15 protein-coding genes are annotated in these 19,703 nt (G+C 37.9%); 9 read left to right on the top strand and 6 right to left on the bottom strand.

Annotated elements, in window-relative coordinates:
- Positions 1–112: 112 nt before the first annotated feature.
- The gene (locus tag J1905_RS03095; protein ID WP_214225750.1) at positions 113–1,612 is read left to right on the top strand and encodes a serine hydrolase; all 1,500 of its coding nucleotides are present in this window, start codon (positions 113–115) and stop codon (positions 1,610–1,612) included.
- On the opposite strand, the gene J1905_RS03100 is transcribed toward J1905_RS03095, so the two are convergent.
- Positions 1,609–2,067, bottom strand: a complete 459-nt coding sequence (locus J1905_RS03100; RefSeq protein ID WP_214225752.1) for an SRPBCC family protein — start codon at positions 2,065–2,067, stop codon at positions 1,609–1,611. The two genes, J1905_RS03095 and J1905_RS03100, sit on opposite strands and share 4 nt — an antisense overlap.
- Positions 2,068–2,250: 183 nt before the next feature.
- Between J1905_RS03100 and J1905_RS03105 the strand changes: the two genes are divergently transcribed.
- Positions 2,251–3,204, top strand: a complete 954-nt coding sequence (locus J1905_RS03105) for a SphA family protein (protein ID WP_214225759.1) — start codon at positions 2,251–2,253, stop codon at positions 3,202–3,204.
- 63 nt (positions 3,205–3,267) lie between these two features.
- On the opposite strand, the gene J1905_RS03110 is transcribed toward J1905_RS03105, so the two are convergent.
- The 3 genes from J1905_RS03110 to J1905_RS03120 all read right to left on the bottom strand — a co-directional run bounded on the left by J1905_RS03110 (position 3,268) and on the right by J1905_RS03120 (position 9,278).
- Positions 3,268–4,476 carry an efflux RND transporter periplasmic adaptor subunit gene (locus J1905_RS03110; RefSeq protein ID WP_214225762.1) on the bottom strand — a complete coding sequence of 403 codons (1,209 nt, stop codon included), beginning with the start codon at positions 4,474–4,476 and terminating at the stop codon, positions 3,268–3,270.
- A gap of 8 nt (positions 4,477–4,484) precedes the next feature.
- Complete coding sequence (locus J1905_RS03115; protein WP_214225763.1) at positions 4,485–8,867, bottom strand: CusA/CzcA family heavy metal efflux RND transporter; 4,383 nt, start codon at positions 8,865–8,867, stop codon at positions 4,485–4,487.
- A gap of 93 nt (positions 8,868–8,960) precedes the next feature.
- Positions 8,961–9,278, bottom strand: coding sequence for a hypothetical protein (locus J1905_RS03120; protein ID WP_214225765.1), 318 nt, complete (start codon positions 9,276–9,278; stop codon positions 8,961–8,963).
- Positions 9,279–9,363: 85 nt separating this feature from the next.
- Between J1905_RS03120 and J1905_RS03125 the strand changes: the two genes are divergently transcribed.
- Positions 9,364–10,926, top strand: a complete 1,563-nt coding sequence (locus J1905_RS03125; RefSeq protein ID WP_214225767.1) for a sulfatase family protein — start codon at positions 9,364–9,366, stop codon at positions 10,924–10,926.
- Between the two features lie 56 nt (positions 10,927–10,982).
- Positions 10,983–11,534 carry a hypothetical protein gene (locus J1905_RS03130; RefSeq protein ID WP_214225769.1) on the top strand — a complete coding sequence of 184 codons (552 nt, stop codon included), beginning with the start codon at positions 10,983–10,985 and terminating at the stop codon, positions 11,532–11,534.
- A 57-nt stretch (positions 11,535–11,591) separates the two neighbouring features.
- Here the strand turns inward: J1905_RS03130 and J1905_RS03135 are convergent, their stop codons facing one another.
- Positions 11,592–12,434, bottom strand: coding sequence for a hypothetical protein (locus J1905_RS03135; protein ID WP_214225771.1), 843 nt, complete (start codon positions 12,432–12,434; stop codon positions 11,592–11,594).
- Between the two features lie 187 nt (positions 12,435–12,621).
- Between J1905_RS03135 and J1905_RS03140 the strand changes: the two genes are divergently transcribed.
- Together J1905_RS03140 and J1905_RS03145 are read left to right on the top strand one after the other, a co-directional pair.
- Complete coding sequence (locus J1905_RS03140) at positions 12,622–13,230, top strand: RNA polymerase sigma factor (RefSeq protein ID WP_350027962.1); 609 nt, start codon at positions 12,622–12,624, stop codon at positions 13,228–13,230.
- Complete coding sequence (locus J1905_RS03145) at positions 13,217–14,446, top strand: porin family protein (RefSeq protein ID WP_214225773.1); 1,230 nt, start codon at positions 13,217–13,219, stop codon at positions 14,444–14,446. Before J1905_RS03140 ends, J1905_RS03145 begins: the two co-directional genes overlap by 14 nt.
- Positions 14,447–14,454: 8 nt before the next feature.
- On the opposite strand, the gene J1905_RS03150 is transcribed toward J1905_RS03145, so the two are convergent.
- A complete protein-coding gene (locus J1905_RS03150) occupies positions 14,455–15,204 on the bottom strand; it encodes a glycosyltransferase family 2 protein (protein ID WP_214225775.1) in 750 nt (249 codons plus the stop codon).
- Between the two features lie 169 nt (positions 15,205–15,373).
- Between J1905_RS03150 and J1905_RS03155 the strand changes: the two genes are divergently transcribed.
- The 3 genes from J1905_RS03155 to J1905_RS03165 are packed head-to-tail and all read left to right on the top strand — an operon-like array spanning position 15,374 to position 19,700.
- Positions 15,374–17,740, top strand: a complete 2,367-nt coding sequence (locus tag J1905_RS03155; RefSeq protein WP_214225777.1) for a GumC family protein — start codon at positions 15,374–15,376, stop codon at positions 17,738–17,740.
- Entirely contained in the window at positions 17,740–18,864 is a 1,125-nt protein-coding gene (locus J1905_RS03160) for a glycosyltransferase family 4 protein (protein ID WP_214225779.1), read from the top strand. The genes J1905_RS03155 and J1905_RS03160 overlap by 1 nt, the downstream gene beginning before the upstream one ends.
- A complete protein-coding gene (locus J1905_RS03165; protein WP_214225781.1) occupies positions 18,861–19,700 on the top strand; it encodes an ABC transporter permease in 840 nt (279 codons plus the stop codon). The genes J1905_RS03160 and J1905_RS03165 overlap by 4 nt, the downstream gene beginning before the upstream one ends.
- Positions 19,701–19,703: the final 3 nt, after the last annotated feature.

Genomic DNA, 19,703 nt, shown 5'->3' on the forward strand with positions numbered 1-19,703 from the left:
ATACAATTTTATTCCAAAATGGAAATAGATTGGTTTCAGCTTGTCCAGCTTCATCTTTACATATTGATACAGTTAGAGATTTATGTATATTTGACATACAACCTCTAAGTAAATGAACCACAAGGACTTTACTAGGGCAACACAAAAGATCACCCTCACTCTTCTTTTGCTTGTCCCTTACATTTCTTTCAGCCAGCAAAACGACTCGACTGATATTGATGAATTTATTGCGAAACAGGTGTCTGATTATAAGATTCCGGGTCTTGCCATTGGAATCATTAAAGACCATAAAGTAATCTTTAAAAAAGGTTACGGTGTAACCAGCACATCAAAAGGACTACCGGTAAATACCCAAACAATTTTCCCTATATCTTCCTGCACAAAAGCCTTTACTGCTGCTGCACTTGGTATACTCGTAGATGAAGGAAAAATCAAATGGCACGACAAAGTTGTTAAATACTTGCCCAATTTTAAACTGAGCGATCCCTGGATTACCAAAGAGTTGACTATTGTGGATATTTTAAGTCACAGATCAGGCCTAAAAACATTTGATGGCGACCTGCTTTGGTACGGCACGAAATACACTAGAGAAGACATTGCAAAATTAATCCGTTACTCCCCAATCCGAACCAATTTCCGTACTGATTTTGCTTACCAGAATATCATGTACCTGGTAGCAGGACTCGTTGTTGAGTCCATTACCGGAAAAACATGGGACGAATTCCTAAAAGAAAGGATTTTCACACCATTAAAAATGTCGGGCACCGCTACCACCAGAGATTCCATCACCAGCGAAAGTAATTTTGCCTTACCACACATCCAGAATAAACCGATCAAGCCGCTTAATATGCACAACATTGGTCCAGCAGGCAGTGTAGATTCAAACATTGACGACATGCTAACCTGGATGCAAATGTGGCTTGCTAATGGCCGGACTAACGATACTACCTTACTGAATGACGGGACTATTAAAACCATAACCAGTATTAAAACGCTGACCTCAGATAATAAAGACGATGGATACGGATTAGGCTGGTACATTAAACAAACCAAAAATGGCAAGATGATTAACCACAACGGAGGGATGCCAGGCTATATATCCAGCGTTGTTCTATTCCCCGACAGTAGCTCCGGCATAGTAATTCTCACCAATAAAATATCCCAGATTAATGATCAGTTAGTGAAAGAAATTACTAACTACATGACTAAAAAAGACACATTTAACTGGAAGGAAGCCGATAAGGATATGTCTGGAAAAACTACCTTTTTTGATTGGGATAAAAAAAGAAAACCTCAGCCTAAAAAAAGCGATGTAATCCCCAACTTTAATCGCTATCAAGGTGACTATGAAGATCTGACCTATGGCAAAGCAAGAATCAGAAAAGAAAAAGGAAAACCTTTCCTAGAATTACTTCCTACAGAGGACCTTTTTTCAGGGTTTTTATACAACATTGACGCCGATCGATTCAAGATTATCTTTAATGATCCTTTTGTACCAGAAGGCGAGGTAGTTTTTACAAGAGACAACAACAAGAAAATAACCGGATTTAAGCTAAATATCGATTCTAACGACTTCCTATTTAATGACCTGGATTTTGATAAAACACCTTAACTCTTTGCAAACTTATCTGCTATTAAATTCAGGTTGATGCCGTGTTCCAGATAAGCCTTTAGGCCATCTACTACAGTAGTAAAACCACCGCTGGCACCATTGATCTCTGCCAGCAACTCATCTCCTGTCGTCTGAAAACCGTATTGTGTAATGGTAACATAGGTGGTGCCCTCACTTAGGGCCTGAAATTCAAAATCGACAGGGGTCAAATATTCATCCCATTCAATAGCTATTTTTTCATTCGGCACAATCTCTTTAACCAATACCGAGCTGGAAACATTATACATTTCCCACTCCCAGGTAACTGTTTTTCCTTCCTCCAATCTGCTACTTCCTTTGGTAAACCAGAAGTGTTTGGTAATCTCAGGATCAATAAATGCGTCGAATACTACAGCAACTGGTCTTCTGATTAACATTTGCGCTTGTACTCTTGGAGTTTTACTTACTTTTTCCATAGTTATAGATACTTGGTTAAATATAACGAATTTGGGAACAACTTGCTTCTTTCGCAGAAAGCAGGCAGAATGTATACATAAGGTAGACAGAGACTTAGATCAACACTTTTCTAAAAACAAAAAACCTTAAGATTTGTTGACCCTTTAAACCAAACATTAATAATTACGCTAATTCTCACTCTTATGAAAAAACTTTTTACGTTATTATTAGCAGCATCCCTCTATTTCTCTGCTTTTTCCCAAGGTCATTACACAGGTTCATCTTTTAATCCCGGTGACTATTTCGCTCCCCATCCAGGGCTTATTATTCCAGTTTGGTACGGATTCGCTAATATGGATTACCACAATGCTGCCGGCAACAAATCCGATCAACTAATTAATCCTGCTCCTGGAAACCCAACATCACTTAAGATAGCGCAAAATGTAAAAACCCATTCTTTTATCCTTATGGCCATTTATGGTGGAAAAGGTAAAATATTAGGTGCCAACTGGGGAATGATGGCAATTCCTATGTTAAACAGTCCGACAGCGAATATTGCGCTCGATTATTATTCGAGTCAAACTGGCTCTGGAACTTATGTTTTCACCAACAAAAGTATAGGTTTTGGTGATATGTATGTGCAGCCTGTTTGGTTATCATGGACAAAAGGAAAATTCAGCTATGCAGTAAATTATGGCTTTTGGGCTCCTACAGGCAGATATAAACCACATGACCTTGACAATGGTGGCCATGGCTACTGGTCGCACAACATTAGGGTAGCAGGTAGAGTAGAACCGGCTGATAAAGTCACTGTTTCATTGGCTACAACAGTTGAATTAAATTCATGGCAACATGATACTGATTTCAAAGAAGGAAGCCACTTGACAGTTGATTTAGGTGGCACTTATTTATTGAGCAAAAGAGGAGATCAGGTAGGCATATTTAGCCATTACACCAGTCAGATCTCTGATGATAAAGGTACTAACGGAGGCTTTGTTTCCGATCGTATTGCAGGTGTTGGAGGTTTTGTTTCTTACTGGATTACACCAATGAAAGTAGGACTTATGGGTAGGGTAACTCAGAATTTTGGCGCAAAAAACAGATTTGCAGGAACTGCTGTGCAAGCAGGGGTTAATATTTTAATACCATCGCATTAGATAACATAATCGTTATGCTGAAATAAATTCAGCATAACGATTATAACAATTGGCTAAGCAGTATTAATGCCCATGCCCGGCCTCTTCACTGTTTTTCAACTTAGAGAGTAAATCGTAAGTGCCTTTTAAAACAACCTTCCCATTTACATCCATATTCTCTGGAAGCTGAACTTCTAAAAATCCACCATCACTAACTCCGGTAACCACTTCTACCATTTTAAAATGATGGTTTTCTTCCACCCCCTCCTTTTTCACTCCTTCTGAAACAAAGATGTATTTCTTCCCACCAAAGTCTACCACAGCGCTATTTGGCAATGCAAGCACCTTATTAGTGCCCGTTTCGATATATGCTTTCAAATATGCCCCCGGAATAAAGCTTGTACTACCCTTAGAAATGGCGTGAACAGTAATCGTTTTATCAGCATTAATCTCCCGACCAACCAATTGTACAAAAGCAATCTGTTCTTCTGTATCATTAGCCATAGTAAAGCGAACCCTTTGACCAGCCTTAACTTTCGAAGCATCCCTTTCAAACACGTTCAGTTCAACGTGCAGATTCTCGCTGTTTACAATTTCAAACATTGCATCATTTGAATTCACAAATTTGCCCGTATTTACATTTACCTTGGTTACATATCCGCTGATAGGTGCGTAAATATTGATCTGACTTCTGATGTTTGCAGCCGATAAGCTTGCCGGATTAATATTGATCAATTGCAATCTTTGTTTCAATGCACTTTCTCGTGCTAACATCGTTTGAAACTGAGCACGTGCCTGCTGCAATGTTTTCTTTGCATTTACATTCTGCTCGGCAAGTGTTTGCTGCCTCTTGTATTCGGAATCGGCAAGTTCCAGCTGACTTTTACTTTCCAGATAGTCCTGCTGAAGCAATACATATTCCTGGTTTTGTAAAACAGCAATCACCTGTCCCTTGATTACCGTACTTCCCTGTAATAAAGGTGTCGACTTAACAATCCCCCCCATTTGGGTAGTAACACTTACTAGGTTTTGCGGAGGCACGTCAATAAAACCGTTAACTTTTAGTAAACCACTTAAATCTTTTAACTCAGGAGAACCCAAGGTAATGCCTGCTGTTTTATATTGTGCCGCGGTAAATTCTACCGAATTTTCATCTTCATGACCTACTTCTTCCGTTTCTTTAACTTCTTTTTTTTCTTCAGATTTCGGTGTACTTCCTCCGCATGAGGTTAAAACCGCAGCAAATAGGGAGACATAGATGATCCTGCTAATAACTTGAATAGTTCTTTTCATTTTCTTAATTATAAACCACTGAGGTATTGAAGTGTATAAACTGATTGATTGTATTGATTGATAGCCTGCAAATAGCTAAAGTTGGTTTCCGAATACGTCCTTAATCCCTGGAGATATTCCACATAACCGATCTCTCCATTTTGAAAAGCAATCTGCGACTGCTTTAAAATCAGATTGGTATTTGGCAGTGCACTTTTTTTGTAATAATCAATACTGCGGGAGTTTTTAAGCAGCTCCTGATGGGCCTTATTGTATTCGCCCTGCAAATTGGTCTGAAAAAGATCATATTGACTTTCCGATACCTGCTTCTCAATTTTAGCTGCTTTTATGCGGGATGAAAAAGGCTTAAAAAACAGGGGAATGGCAACTCCTGCCTGTACTCCCTGAAACCTTTTACCGCCATTAAAATATAAATCCTGACCGTTTACGTTATGAGTGCCAATAATAGACTGGTTAAAATAGCCAACTGTAAAATCAGGACCGGAACGGGCTTTTTCTACACCCAGTGCTTTATCGGCAATTTCAATCTGCTGTTTTTGTAAAGCAAGCTGTGGATTTGCACTTACACTAGTGCCTGTCGCAATATTCCATTCTGCCTGTTTAAACTGTGCTTTAACAATTTCAATAGGTTCTTGAGTGTTGAGTAAACGCTGCAATTCAGAAGTATAAGCAAGGATATCAGATTCGTTTTTACTCATTTGATTCCTTACCTCATTGTACTGAGTTTCGGCAGTCGTTTTTTCAAGCAGATTAGTCTCCCCTGTTTCATACCTCAAAGAAGCTGCTTTTACAAAATAGCTGTAAAGAGAATCCTGACTCTGATACAGATCCTTTAAAGCAACAAAATAAGCCAATTGCATATAGGTGTTTTTAACCTGATAAGTCAGCTCATTTTGCGTAACAGCCACATTAATCTCAGCACCTTTAATCTGTGCATCATACAAATTACGCTGATTTTTAAACAGCCCAGGATATGGGATACTCTGGGAAACACTAAAATTATTGTCATTCTTAATCCCGTTAAACTGCCCGTATTGAACATCGAGATTTGTTTTCCCTAAGTCGATTGAACTTCCCCTTAATGCCTGCTGCTGATTAACCTGGAGACCTGAAGACTTCATGGCCTGGTTGTTTTTAATGGCAGTTTGCACAGCTTGTTCCATCGTAAGCGGATTGCCTTTTACAGGAGTCTGTTGTGCATTGGCTACAGGCCCCATAAAGGTTAACATCGCGATAATCGCCAGGACTGCTACCGGAACATTTGTTTTAGGCTTTCGCTTATAGCCTTCGAAATAAGTATATAGCACGGGTAATACAATTAAAGTTAGAATAGTAGAGGTAATGAGTCCACCGATTACAACGGTAGCAAGTGGTTTCTGAACCTCTGCCCCTGCTGCTGTAGAGATGGCCATAGGTAGGAATCCCAATGAAGCTACAGTGGCAGTCATTAGCACTGGTCTTAAACGGATGGCTGTGCCTTTAAGCACAATTTCGTCCAATCCATATTTATCAAGTTTTCTCAGTCGGTTAAACTCGGTGATTAGCACAATACCATTTAACACAGCTACGCCGAAGAGTGCAATAAAGCCAACTCCAGCAGAAATACTGAAAGGCATTCCGCGTAACAGCAGTGCAAAAATACCGCCTATTGCCGCCATTGGAATGGCCGAAAAGATAAGTACCGATTGCTTAACCGATCCAAAAGAGAAATACAGTAAAAGCAAGATCAGCGTCAACGCAACCGGAACTGCTATAGAAAGTCTTTGAGTAGCCTCCTTTAGGTTTTCAAACTGTCCACCATAAGTGATGTAATAACCAGTTGGCAGTTTTATCTGCGCATTGATCTTTTCTTCAATCTCTGTTACCACACTGGCAATATCACGTCCTCTTACATTTAGTCCAACAATGATTCTGCGCTTGGTATCTTCACGTTGAATCTGATTTGGTCCTACTTTATATTCTACATCGGCAAGTTGGTCTAAAGGAACTTGATTGCCATTCGGTGCTGTTACATAAACATTTCTAACATCACTAATATCCTGACGGTTTTGCTGAGACAAGCGTACCACCATATCATAACGTTGCTCTCCCTCGTAAACAACTCCGGCGGATTGACCGGCAAAAGCAGTATTTAATGCCTGATTTACCGTTTCAACTGTTAAACCATATTGGGCAATCCTATCGCGGTTGATCTTTACTACAATCTGCGGAAGCCCGGTAGCCTGCTCCAGGTAAAGATCTTTTGCACCTTCAACAGTGGAAACTATCTTTCCTATCTTTTGCGAAATATCGGTTAGTTCTGTTAAGTCATCGCCAAAGATTTTAATACCAATATCTTGCCTTACACCAGAGATCAGCTCATTAGAGCGAAGCTGAATAGGTTGAGAGAAACCAAAGCTTACACCAGGCACATCTTCTAATGCTTTACCCATCAGCTCGGCCAGTTCTACCCTATCCTTGGTAGTAGTCCAGTCCTTTTTATCTTTTAAAATGATGGTAAGATCACAGGCTTCCATAGGCATCGGATCAGTAGGAATTTCAGCTGCGCCAATCTTTCCAATCACCTCTTTTACTTCAGGGAACCGCTTAACCAGAATATCAGAAGCTTGATTTACTTTATCGATTGTTTGAGATAAAGAGCTACCTGTAAGCAAACGGGTTTCTACAGCGAAATCCCCTTCTTCTAAAGTTGGGATAAACTCGCCTCCCATTCTCATAAACAGCACTATACTTACCGCCAAAAGCACCACAGAAGACACAACTACGGCCACACGTTTACGCAATGCAGCTTGTATAACCGGACTATATTGACGTTGAAAGAAATCCATCATACGGTCGGAGAAATTTCTTTTATGTGTTGCTTTCTTACTTAATACCAAAGAGGAAACCATTGGCACATAGGTAAGCGAAAGAATAAAGGCACCAAGAATGGCGAAAGAAACGGTTTGTGCCATAGGGCCAAACATTTTGCCCTCTATTCCTACCAGCGCAAGAATTGGCAGATACACGATCAAAATGATGATTTGTCCGAAAGCAGCAGCACTCATCATGCGCACAGACGATTTCTCTACCTGTTCATCCATTTCAGACTGTGTATAGGCTCTGCCCAATTTATTACCGGCAAGAATATGCATGGTGGCCTCCACTATGATTACTGCCCCATCTACAATGAGCCCAAAGTCAATAGCTCCCAAACTCATCAGGTTTCCTGATACCCCAAAAAGGTTCATCAGGGAAATGGCAAAAAGCATGGATAGTGGGATAACCGAGGCGACGACTAGTCCAGCCCTCAGATTCCCTAAGAAAAGAACTAGCACAAAGATTACAATCAATGCCCCTTCTATAAGGTTTTTAGCTACGGTACCCATTGCACGATCTACCAAAGCACTTCTATCAAGAAATGGCTCAACTACAACGCCTTCTGGCAAGGTTTTATTGATACGCTCAATTTTAGCCTTTACCTTTTTTACAACATCGTTGGCATTTGCACCTTTTAGCATCATAACGATGCCACCAACGGCCTCTCCATGTCCTTTGGTAGTTGCCCTTGTAAGTGCACCATAGCGAATAGAACTGCCCAATTGAACAGTGGCTATATCGCGGATAAGCACGGGAATTCCGTTGGCATTGTTCTTAACTACAATTTTATTGATGTCGTCAAGACTGCCAATTAAGCCCTCACTACGGATAAAATAAGCGTTTGGCTTTTTATCAATATAAGCCCCACCTGTATTTTGATTGCTGGATTCTAAAGCGGTAAAAACATCAGCGATGCTTAAGTTAAAACCCCTTAATTTATCGGGGTCAAGTGCAATTTCGTACTGTTTTAACAACCCACCAAAACTGTTTACTTCAGCAATACCAGGAGTTCCCAGCAATTGCTTTCTGACAATCCAATCTTGAATACTGCGCAATTCACGAGCATCGTATTTATCTTCAAAGCCCGGTTTTGCATGGATTACATATTGGTATATCTCGCCAAGACCTGTTGATATTGGAGAGATTTCAGGATTTCCTAATCCTGAGGGGATGTTATTTTTTGCTTCGGCAAGCTTTTCGTTAACCTGCTGGCGCGCCCAGTAAATGTCTACATCGTCATGAAAAACGATTGTTACTACCGACAAACCAAATCTGGAAATGGAACGTACCTGTTCAATTTCGGGTATGGTAGACATGGTTTGTTCGACCGGATACGAGATTAGCCTTTCCACTTCCTGAGTTGCCAGAGAAGGGCTAAGTGTAATTACCTGCACCTGATTATTTGTAATATCGGGCACGGCATCTATTGGTAATTGTTTTAGTGAATAAACACCCCAGGCAATAAGTCCAAGGGTAAATAAAGCGATCACCAATTTATTCTGTATAGAAAACTGAATGATTTTTTTCAGCATTGAATTTTAAATTATGTTAAATAAAAAAAACATGGTAATGCATCTCGGAATCAACCCATATGGAGATCCGATACAATAAACCTGAAATTTAAATTAACCTAATTTAGGAGGTTGCCAGACTGATGGATCTGCTGGGGTGATATGGCCTGGCGCAACATCAGAATACTCAACACTAACAATAGAAATGGCAGTGTTGGTTAACAAGGTTTGCGTTACAACTGTTGGGGTACTGCAGCAGCAGCAAACACAAAATGGAGAGCAATCATCGTTAGCTAAACTATTGTGATCATCTGCATGGCCTGCTTCTGAAACACTTGTAATCTCAGAAACCTTGGCGTTCACCAAATCCTTGCAAGGCGTAAAGCTTACAACAATAACAATCAAACAAACAAGCCAACTGAAGAATTTCACAGCAAACAATTTTTCCAAAAGTAAAAAAAAATCTAATATTACGTATCTTATCCCCGAAATCTAACCGGTTATTTTTTAAGAAGATATGATAAGACTAGTCGTTTTTTGGAGCATAGCATGTGTACTTGCCGTTTTGGGGAGCATAAAATTTTTAGGTTCAAAAACCAATAAAACTCCTCAGGCAGCAGCTCAACCTAATATTATCGTGATTATTTCAGACGACCATGCTTATCAGGCAATTGGCGCCTATGGTAATAAAATAGCTCATACACCAAATATTGACAGACTAGCCAAAGAGGGTGCAATTTTTAAAAATCAACTGGTTACCAATTCCATTTGCGGACCAAGCAGGGCTTGCTTTTTAACAGGTAAATACAGCCATATTAATGGATACAAAGCTAATGATCGCAAGTTCAATGTAGATCAGCAGATGTTGCCGGGACTATTGAACAAAGCTGGTTACCAGACGGCATGGATTGGCAAATGGCATCTGGGTACTTTACCAGGCAAAGCATTTGACCATTGGGAAATCATGCCGGATCAGGGTTTTTATTACAATCCAGATTTTATCAACCAAAACAACGACACCACAAGAACTGAGGGCTATGTCACCAATATCATTACCGACAAGGCTACGCAATGGCTCGATGCTCGTGATAAAAGCAAACCCTTCTTTTTGGTAGTTGGCGAAAAGGCTACCCACAGGGAATGGCTGCCTGATATACAAGATCTAGGTGCCTACGATGACGTAGATTTTCCACTTCCTACTACTTTTTTTGACGATTATGCAGGCAGGCCTGCCGCACAGCAACAATACATGACCATTGCAAAAGCAATGCAGCTTGACCGTGATTTAAAGGTTAATGTAGATTTCAAGGAGTTTATTCTATATAAAAGAATGAATGCCAGTCAGCGGAAAGCGTTTTCAGAATACTATCAGCAAAAGGTTACTAAAGATTATGAGCAGAAAAACCTATCGGACAAAGCCCTTGCCATCTGGAAGTATCAGCGCTATATGAAAGATTATTATGCTACTGCAAATTCGCTGGATAGGAATATTGGACAGATTTTAAACTACCTGGATAATGAACAGCTGAGCAAGAATACGATTGTAATTTATGCATCAGACCAGGGATTTTATTTAGGAGAGCATGGTTGGTTCGACAAACGCTTTATGTACGAAGAATCTTTAAAAACTCCTTTTATTGTAAGATACCCAGGCAAAGTAAAGGCAGGTAGCTCGGTAAACAATATAGTAGCCAATGTAGATTGGGCACCTACTTTACTGGATGTTGCCGGAGCAAAAATACCTGCGGATATACAGGGAAAATCTTTTTGGCCATTGCTAAAGGGCACCAAAACCGGGAAGCCTGACAAACCTGTTTATTATCATTATTATGAATACCCAGGGCCACATTTGGTAAACCCTCACTTTGGCATCAGAACCAATCAATATACCCTGATCCGTTTTTATGGAAAACTAAATTATTGGGAGCTTTATGATGTAAAAAAAGATCCTAATGAATTAAAGAATTTGGCTGACAGTAAAGAATTTGCACCAACAATGACTGACTTAAAGAAAAAGCTGGAAATCGCCATCAGTGAATACAAGGATGAAGAGGCTGAACAGGTGATAAAAAATTTATAATTTTACATTTATTTGATAATATTCCTTATATTCCGTTATTAAAGGGGGATAGCATTATGAGGTTATTATTCATGCTTACAATTTGTCTGCTAGCTATAAATGCTGTAGGCCAAACAGATTTAGTTTCTGAAAAGGTAAATGTTGTTTACGAAAAGGACATTAAGAAATTGCCTACCGGAACTACGCCAAAGTATTTTCTGGATAGTGCACTGGTTGGTGCCTGCCTCCCACTCTTTAATAAAGAGGAGATCAAAGAAGTTACTGTAAATTCAGATAGTAAGTTCGGTGAGGTTTATATCGCCACAAAAAATCCGGGACTTCATAGATTCATGACACTTGAAGAAATAAAAAGCAAGTATATTGAATCTCCTTCGGCTTCTACATTGTACATGGTGGATAATGATTTAGTAAAAGGTAATATCGCAGACTTTAAAATTGATGAGAATTATATTTTAAGTATTAATGTATTGTGTGAAAACGATTTTGGTTCTTTAAAAGGATCAGTAAAAAGCATGAACATCATCAAGATTACTACTAAAAGTGAAGAAAACCTGGAACGAGCAGGTCGGGTTTACATAAAAGGAACCCAGCTACAAGCTGGGTTATAAAGTATAACTCAAACAAGTTAACCGACAATAGCCGATTAACTTGTAGTCCTATAAAATTTATTGTAAAGGCACTGTATTCAATGTAAGCACAGGCCAAACACCCGGTTTAGGCACACTAACACCCTTGGTTTCGCCTTTGGCAGCATCTGACCCGAAATAATAAAGCGGGTGTCCTTTGTATGTTAACTGGCTTTTACCAACCGAAGTAATCACCGCCAACATATCTTTTGAAAGCACTGAAGGAACATTTAATATTGCTGATTCAAAAATTGGCCACACTGCATTGTTGCTCAAATCAGGCTTGGTAAAATTGTTCTTGTTAAAAGTATCAGGAGTGAAGGCATACAAAGTACGGCCTTTTGCATCTGTCAGGTACAAAGTTACCCCATCTCCCTCCTTAGCATCTGCTGTATAATTTTTACCATCCATACCAACCAATTGTTTGCTGGCCATCATAACTGAATAATCAGGTTTAGCCACAAACCATGCTCCTCCTACACCATCTCCCTTAATCTCTTCTTTGGCTTTATCTCCGTTATAATAATACAGCGGCCATCCTTTATAAGTGGTTTGTTTTTTCCCATCAGCCCTTGTAATGGTGGCAATATCAGCAGCATCTAAACCTGAAGGAGGATTTCCATTAGCAGCATAGTATACCGGCCAGGTAACTAAACAACCATCAACACAAACAGATGTACTATTGGCATCTTTTACAAAACAATAAAGGGTTTTACCTGTTCCATCAGTAAGAACATTCCCGAACGATGCCGAAGCTGCAAGTTTAAGATCCAAAGACACTTCCGGTTCTTTGATTACTTCATTTTTCTTTTTTGAGCAGGCCGTAAAAAGTACTGCAGTTACACTACACAGCACAAGCATTTTTTTAAATAGAGTTGACATAAAGGGTTTTGTTTTTAAGGTGAATTAAATAGCTTACTTATAACTAAAAAGGATTACGGGAAGACCGCATAAATGGTTGCGTAGAACTGAGAAAATAAATATTTATTTTTAAGGCAACCTATTACGTAACTTAAACGTACTATAGCTAGTATAGGTGAAAATGGCCAATGTAAAATCGAAAAAATAGGTGCAGGAAATTATTGAAGGTTGCATCAGGAAGGACAGATCAAGTCAGTATTTGCTCTATAAAGAATTTTATAGTTATGGCATGGCTATATGCCGTCGGTACGCTTTGAATGATGATGATGCGGCAGATGTATTGAATAATGGGTTCATGAAAGTATTTACAAATATTGAAAAATACGACCCCGAAAAGCCTTTTAAAGCATGGTTGGGAAAGATTATAACCAATACTGCTATTGACCATTACAGGAAGAGTCTTAAGTTTTCGAAACATGATGAATTGACTGATCATGAGGACATAGGCGGACCGGCTCAGGTATATGAACAAATGGCCTATAAAGATTTGCTGGTTTTGGTTCAGGGATTGCCTCCAGCTTATCGCACGGTATTTAACTTATTTGCAATAGATGGATACTCGCATGAAGAGATTTCGGAACTTTTAAATATATCAGTAGGGACATCGAAATCAAATTTATTTAAAGCAAGACAAAAGCTGCAAGAAAGGCTTAATTCCTCGGATGGAAATAAGTCGGGGGATATATATATTAACAATTTTAGTGTTCAAAGTGAAATGCCTTCACAAAACAAGATAGCTGTAGATGGAAAAAGATAATGGAATAGATAAGCTGTTTAAAGATGGGTTGCATGATCCTGAAATCCCTTTCAATGAATTGGACTGGGTAAAGATGGAACAAAAACTGGATGCACAGAGCAAGAAAAAGGTTATCCCATTTTGGTTGTTTGCCGCAAGTGGTATTGCTGCTACACTGGTAGTTGGCTTGTTTTGGTATTTCGCTGATTCTAATAATACTATTAAAGAAGATCCTAAAAAAGTTGAAATAGTAAATGCTAAGCCTGTAGTTAATGGCACGGATACCGGTTCTGTTGTAAAAGCAATTCCGGAACCTGCTGAACGTTCTGTTGAATCAACTGTTGAGACACACTTTAAAAACATCGACAAAAATTACGCTAAAACACCAAAAGTTATTGACAACAGTCAGGAACTTGTTAGTGCTCCTGATACTACCATCGCTAAAGAACAGAAAAAACAAGAGCTAATTGCACAAGTTGTAACTCCGGTTGCAACTCCAAAAACTGAAGACAAACCACTTTTAGCTGTAATTGATAGCCCTTTGACAGACAAACCGATAGAAAAGTCGACAGATAAAAAAACTGAGGTTTTAGCACAAACCAATAAACCTGTGGTAAATTCTGGCCTACCTGATCATACAAAACTTACACTTTCTATTATGGCAGCTCCAGACATTTCAAATGTGAAATTGAACGTAGACACCAAGATCAGCAGCAACATAGGTGTATTGGCAACTTATGCCATTACCAATAAAATTAGTGTAACCACTGGCGCAATTTATTCTAGAAAGTTATACAACTATGGTGGAATTGGATCGGCAGGAACTGCCTATTTGAAAAATGCATGGCAGGTTAATGCGAATTGCATTGTATTGGACGTTCCACTTAATGTAAACTATACATTTTTAAAAAGGAGAAACTATTCAATAGGAATAAATTCAGGCCTATCGAGTTATTTTATGCTTAGTGAAAAATACAAATACATAACTGGACCGCAGGGAGGAACTCAAAAGATCTCAGAACTTGAAATCAAAAATCAAAATCAGCATATTTTTGGTGTAGCAAACCTTTCTTTAAGTTTCGAAAGAAGAATAACAAACACACTTAGTTTTGGCGTACAACCATTTGTTAAATTACCACTTACAGGAATTGGTAACGGTAATGCCAGATTAAAATCTACAGGAGTCGCCTTCTCACTGAACCTTGGATTGTTTCCTAAATCGGGGGGCAAAAAATAGATTCTGTTTTAGTTCACAAAAAACTGATTTAGCTTCCTTAACTTTTTTAAAAATGTTACGAGTAAGGGGTTTGGTATTTTATTATAAACCAAGGCACGATAATCGTTAATTAGGGTTTTATACGCCTTACCTATTGAGCCATTGCTCATCCCTCCGTTTCTCATAAGAACCATCAATTTATCAAGGAAAACGACATTGGAACCATTCCTTTTCAATATTCTTAAAATCAATTCATAATCTGCACATGAACCAAAATTCAAAGAATATCCTCCCTCCTCAATAATCAGATTTCTTTTTATGTACATAGTGGGATGAGCTGGCATCCACCCCCTGCCAATATTTTGAAATTGATAAGAATTTGACTTCCACTTCCTCGTTACTTTCTTAAGATTAGCTCTCGATATAAAATTTAAATTCCCATAAACCATATCGCAATTATTTTGCTTAAAACAGTTGACAACAGAAGAAACAACATCATTTGCGGCAAACAAATCATCAGCATTTAATGCCCCAACCAAATCTCCTGTAGCAACTGCTAGCCCTTTATTTAAGGCATCGTACATACCAACATCTTTCTCTGTAATGAAATAATCAATTCTATCGCGATATTTCTGAATGAGCGGAACAGTGCCATCAGTAGAGCCTCCATCAATAATGATGTACTCTATATCATCATAATCCTGACTGATAACAGACCTCATGCACCCTTCGATATAATCTGAACAATTAAAAACAACAGTAACTAAACTAACTCTCATAAAAAAGTATTACACTTGCCTACAAGAATAATTTAATTCTACATTAATAACAACAATTAACTATTAATATCAAATTAATGACTTACAATAAAAACATATGGATTATTTAACAAAACACTAGACTCTATCGCAGTATATTGATTCTACTTAAAATAATTTAAAAACAGGTATGCAGAATGAGTTTTCCAGACCTTTTAAAATTCGAAAAGAGGTTAATTATATTAAGTTATTAAACGTCATTTTAAGTAAATGGCATTGGCTGCTATGCGCTTTGGCTTTTGGTTTAATTTCTGGCTACCTCTACTTGCTGATCGTTCCGCCATTATATGCAACAACTGCTTCACTAAAGTTTGAAGAAAAGAAATCAGAGATTTCTGAGCTGATGAATGTTAGAAATCTGTATGACAAAACAAATAAGGTTGAATCTGAAAAACTGGTAATCCGATCGAGAAATGTTTTACTTAAAGCCATAAATTCTTTAGACTGTGAAGTATCATTCTATGTAAAAAGAAGTTTTGGAGAATTGAGCATTTACCCTCTAAAGCCGCTAGCCATAAAAATATTAGCTAATAAGACTTCTAAAGATTCTCCCGACGAATTTGATTTTAAGGCTTTAAGTAATTCAGATTATCAACTATGCTATGAATTGAATGACAAACGGATTTGCGAAAAATATAAATACGGCCAGACGGTTAGCTTGCCTTATTTAACCTTTAAAATATTAAGGGCTAATAAGCTTATTTTACCCAAACAAGAATATCTAATAAGAATAAACAATGTGGCAGATTTGCTTGAAAGAATTAGCAACTCATTGATACTAGATGATGGTCAGAACATCAACATTCTGAATTTACGTTTTACTGATCATAATCCATATTTCGCTACAGATCTTCTCAATGCAATTTTACAGGAGTACTTGGAGTTTGATAAAATGCAACGTTCTATTTCTGTATCGCAAACAGCTAATTTCATCAACACATTACTAAATACCATGTCTGATACTGTTACGGCATCGGCAAAGGTATTACAGAAATATCGGGAAAGCAATGGCGTCTTGTCTATTTCTTCAAATGCTACCCTCTTGTCCAATCGGTTAACAGAACTTGAAACGGAAAAGCATACACTTGAAATTCAAAATGTTATCGTGAAATTTCTAGAAAAGGATTTAACTAACACTGAGCATATTGAGAAGCTAAATTATAGCTTACAGGGCATTACAGACCCGCACTTAAATGGTTTCATTTCTAAATACAACGACCTGCTCATCAGCAAAAAGACAGCACTAAACACCTACACTCCAAGTTCTGAAGTAGTCATACGAATTAACAATCAATTGGCTGATCTTAAGGAGGCAATTCTCAATAACATCTCGACACAAATAAAGAGTAATACTAAAACTCGTTCTTTTTTAAGCAAGCAAATTGATAGTATTTTTCTGGTTCGGGCTAAGATTCCTAAAACCGAAAGGGACTTTATCACGTTACAATCTAAATTTGAGATCAACCAAAAGATCCACTCCTATCTGGAAGAGAAAAAACTGGAAGCCCAAATATCAAAAGCAGCGGTAATCCCGGGTTCATTTATTATTGATAAAGCTGAATATCCGATTAGGCCAATACTTCCGATACCTAAAAACACCTATACTATTTTTACCCTTGCCAGTCTCTTTTTAGGAACGGCATTAATAGTTATGGTGAGAGTACTCAATCCATATATCTACAATAAAGAATCAATTGAAGAACTTACTACGATCCCAATAATAGGAATAATCAACCGACACAAACAGTCCTCTTATGAATCGAATAAACAAATTCAAAACATTAAAGAGTTCAGATCTGCATTCTCAGAATCAGTACGATCGGTACGAAGTAACCTTAGTTTTTTGGCTTCAGAAAAAAACAGTAAAACCATCTGTATAACATCTGAAATATCAGGTGAAGGCAAATCATTTGTTTCTCTGAATCTTGCCTATTCGTTGACACTAATTAACAAAAAAGTATTACTGGTGGCGGCCGATCTGAGAAAATCAAAGCTACATCATTCGCTAAACACAAGTAACCAAAATGGATTGAGTAAATACTTATCCGGACAAGCTGCTCTAGCAGATATTCTGGTTAAAACCTCAATAGAAAATCTTGATTTTATTTCTTCAGGACCAGTTCCTCCTAATCCATCAGAATTGCTCCACTCCTCAAAAATGCAGGCTTTAATAAATGATTTAAAAGACCGTTATGATTTTATCTTATTGGATTCTGCACCAATCGGTTTGGTAACTGACAGTAAGCCTCTCATAAAAATGGCGGATATTAATTTGTTTATCCTTCGATGCGGGGTTTCAAAATATGAATTCGCTGAAACACCAGAAAGGCTTCAAAGGGAATTTAATTTAACTGACATAGCCATCATTCTAAACGATTTTGAGGATAATAACTTCCATAGAAGCTTCACAATGGGCAAGAGAAATAGTTATCATAAGGATTACTACTATTCAAGCCAGGCAAATTACGCTCACCATAAAGATTATTTTGAACTGTAATGCTATTCCTCACGCTCGATACTTTTAGCAAAACAGGAGGCATTCAAAAAGTATGCAGAACATTGGCATATACGCTAAGTATCATCGCAAAATCAACTCCTGGAAATGTATATTCTTTCAAAATGCTTTCGCTATATGATAAAGATAATGATGCAAAATATGTATACACTAAACAGTTTAAAGGTTTTAATGGCTCCAAAATATGTTTTCTCACTAGTGCTATTTTGAGTGGATTTAGATATAAAACCATCATTGTTAGTCACGTTAATCTGATCAGTGTTGCTCTATTTATTAAAGTAATCGCAAGAAAAGCACAGGTTATTATGCTTGCACACGGAGTTGAGGTTTGGCGAGAAATGCCTCGATGGAAACAATGGTTTATTCAGAATCATGTTAAGGTTTGGACAGTGAGTAATTTTACCGCTCAAATACTAGAACACGAGCATCAAATTAGTAGGTCAAATATTGAAGTGTTAAATAACGCGCTTGATCCATTTTTCTCTATTCCTGATCAATTTAAACAACCACAGTACTTACTTGAAAGATACGGATTACATAAAAATCAACCCATTTTACTCAGCATCACCAGACTCTCAAAATACGAAACAGAAAAAGGATACTATAGGATTATTGAACTGCTCCCACAACTGATTGATGAATTTCCAAATCTCCATTATCTTCTTTGTGGAAAATCAGATGTTGAAGAAAAAAATCGTTTAGAACAGCTCATAGAAAAAGAAAACCTTAAGCAAAACATTTCACTAATTGATTTCATTCCAGAAGAAGAGTTGGTCTCGCATTACCTCCTGGCCGAAACATTTATTTTGCCTAGCAAAAAGGAAGGATTTGGATTGGTATTTATAGAAGCCGCAGCTTGTGGCTGCAAAATCATTTCGGGAAATATTGATGGCAGCACCGATGCAATGCTAAACGGAGAATTGGGTAGAATGGTAAATCCCGATAAACCCGAAGAAATTAAAGAAGCGATTATTAACAGTTTGAACCAGCAGCACAATCATCAAATAGCACTGAGCATTCAAAAGAAATGCCTCGCAAACTTTAGCCATCAAAAATATCTTCAAAGAACGCAGTATCTTTTAATCAAAACACGTAAAGAACGATGAGAAATAAAGAATGGACAATTGAATCTCAACATGATCTATTTAATTTACGATTAAAAGAAATTTTGAATTATAAACACCTGCTCTTTCAATTGGTTAAGCGGGATATAGTAGCACTTTATAAACAAACTATTTTAGGACCAATATGGTTTTTCATACAACCATTGCTCACTACCGCGGTATTCACTTTTGTTTTCGGTAAACTAGTTAAGGTTTCTACGGATGGATTGCCACAGCCACTATTTTATCTTGCCGGTATTATCAACTGGAATTACTTTTCAGAATGTTTAAACAAAACCTCTGCGGTCTTTAAAGACAATACTCAAATATTTGGCAAGGTCTATTTCCCCAGAATTATTGTACCAATAAGCATATCCATCTCTATGCTTTCAAGATTTGCCATTCAGTTATTGGTATTCCTGATTTGCATTATTGTTTACCATTCTCAAGGTGCTCAATTTCATATCACCTCCACCATTTTCATCTTTCCATTAATGGTTGCCTTAATGGCAGCTCTTGGCCTCGGATTAGGCATCATCATCTCTGCTTTAACTGTAAAATATAAGGATCTCTATTTCCTGATTGGCTTTGGCTTACAATTATTGATGTACACTACAACAGTGATTTACCCTCTATCCGCAGCTCCTGAAAACTTAAAATGGTTAATTCAAATGAATCCCATGACAACCGTGATAGAACTTTTCCGCTACAGTTTTTTGGGCAAAGGAGATTTCACAATAGGCAGCCTAGTGTACTCAGTGACAACGACAGTATCTATACTCTTTCTGGGCTTAGTTGCCTTTAACAAAGTGGAGAAAACTTTTATAGACACCATTTAATAA

Origin of the sequence: Pedobacter sp. B4-66 (assembly GCF_018492665.1) — a bacterium.
Lineage (GTDB): Bacteria > Bacteroidota > Bacteroidia > Sphingobacteriales > Sphingobacteriaceae > Pedobacter.

Coding starts and splice junctions, on each gene's coding strand:
- J1905_RS03100 (WP_214225752.1), bottom strand. CDS start 2,067: ATGGAAAAAGTAAGTAAAACTCCAAGAGTACAAGCGCAAATGTTAATC.
- J1905_RS03110 (WP_214225762.1), bottom strand. CDS start 4,476: ATGAAAAGAACTATTCAAGTTATTAGCAGGATCATCTATGTCTCCCTA.
- J1905_RS03130 (WP_214225769.1), top strand. CDS start 10,983: ATGAGGTTATTATTCATGCTTACAATTTGTCTGCTAGCTATAAATGCT.
- J1905_RS03115 (WP_214225763.1), bottom strand. CDS start 8,867: ATGCTGAAAAAAATCATTCAGTTTTCTATACAGAATAAATTGGTGATC.
- J1905_RS03165 (WP_214225781.1), top strand. CDS start 18,861: ATGAGAAATAAAGAATGGACAATTGAATCTCAACATGATCTATTTAAT.
- J1905_RS03155 (WP_214225777.1), top strand. CDS start 15,374: ATGCAGAATGAGTTTTCCAGACCTTTTAAAATTCGAAAAGAGGTTAAT.
- J1905_RS03095 (WP_214225750.1), top strand. CDS start 113: ATGAACCACAAGGACTTTACTAGGGCAACACAAAAGATCACCCTCACT.
- J1905_RS03145 (WP_214225773.1), top strand. CDS start 13,217: ATGGAAAAAGATAATGGAATAGATAAGCTGTTTAAAGATGGGTTGCAT.
- J1905_RS03105 (WP_214225759.1), top strand. CDS start 2,251: ATGAAAAAACTTTTTACGTTATTATTAGCAGCATCCCTCTATTTCTCT.
- J1905_RS03125 (WP_214225767.1), top strand. CDS start 9,364: ATGATAAGACTAGTCGTTTTTTGGAGCATAGCATGTGTACTTGCCGTT.
- J1905_RS03150 (WP_214225775.1), bottom strand. CDS start 15,204: ATGAGAGTTAGTTTAGTTACTGTTGTTTTTAATTGTTCAGATTATATC.
- J1905_RS03135 (WP_214225771.1), bottom strand. CDS start 12,434: ATGTCAACTCTATTTAAAAAAATGCTTGTGCTGTGTAGTGTAACTGCA.
- J1905_RS03160 (WP_214225779.1), top strand. CDS start 17,740: ATGCTATTCCTCACGCTCGATACTTTTAGCAAAACAGGAGGCATTCAA.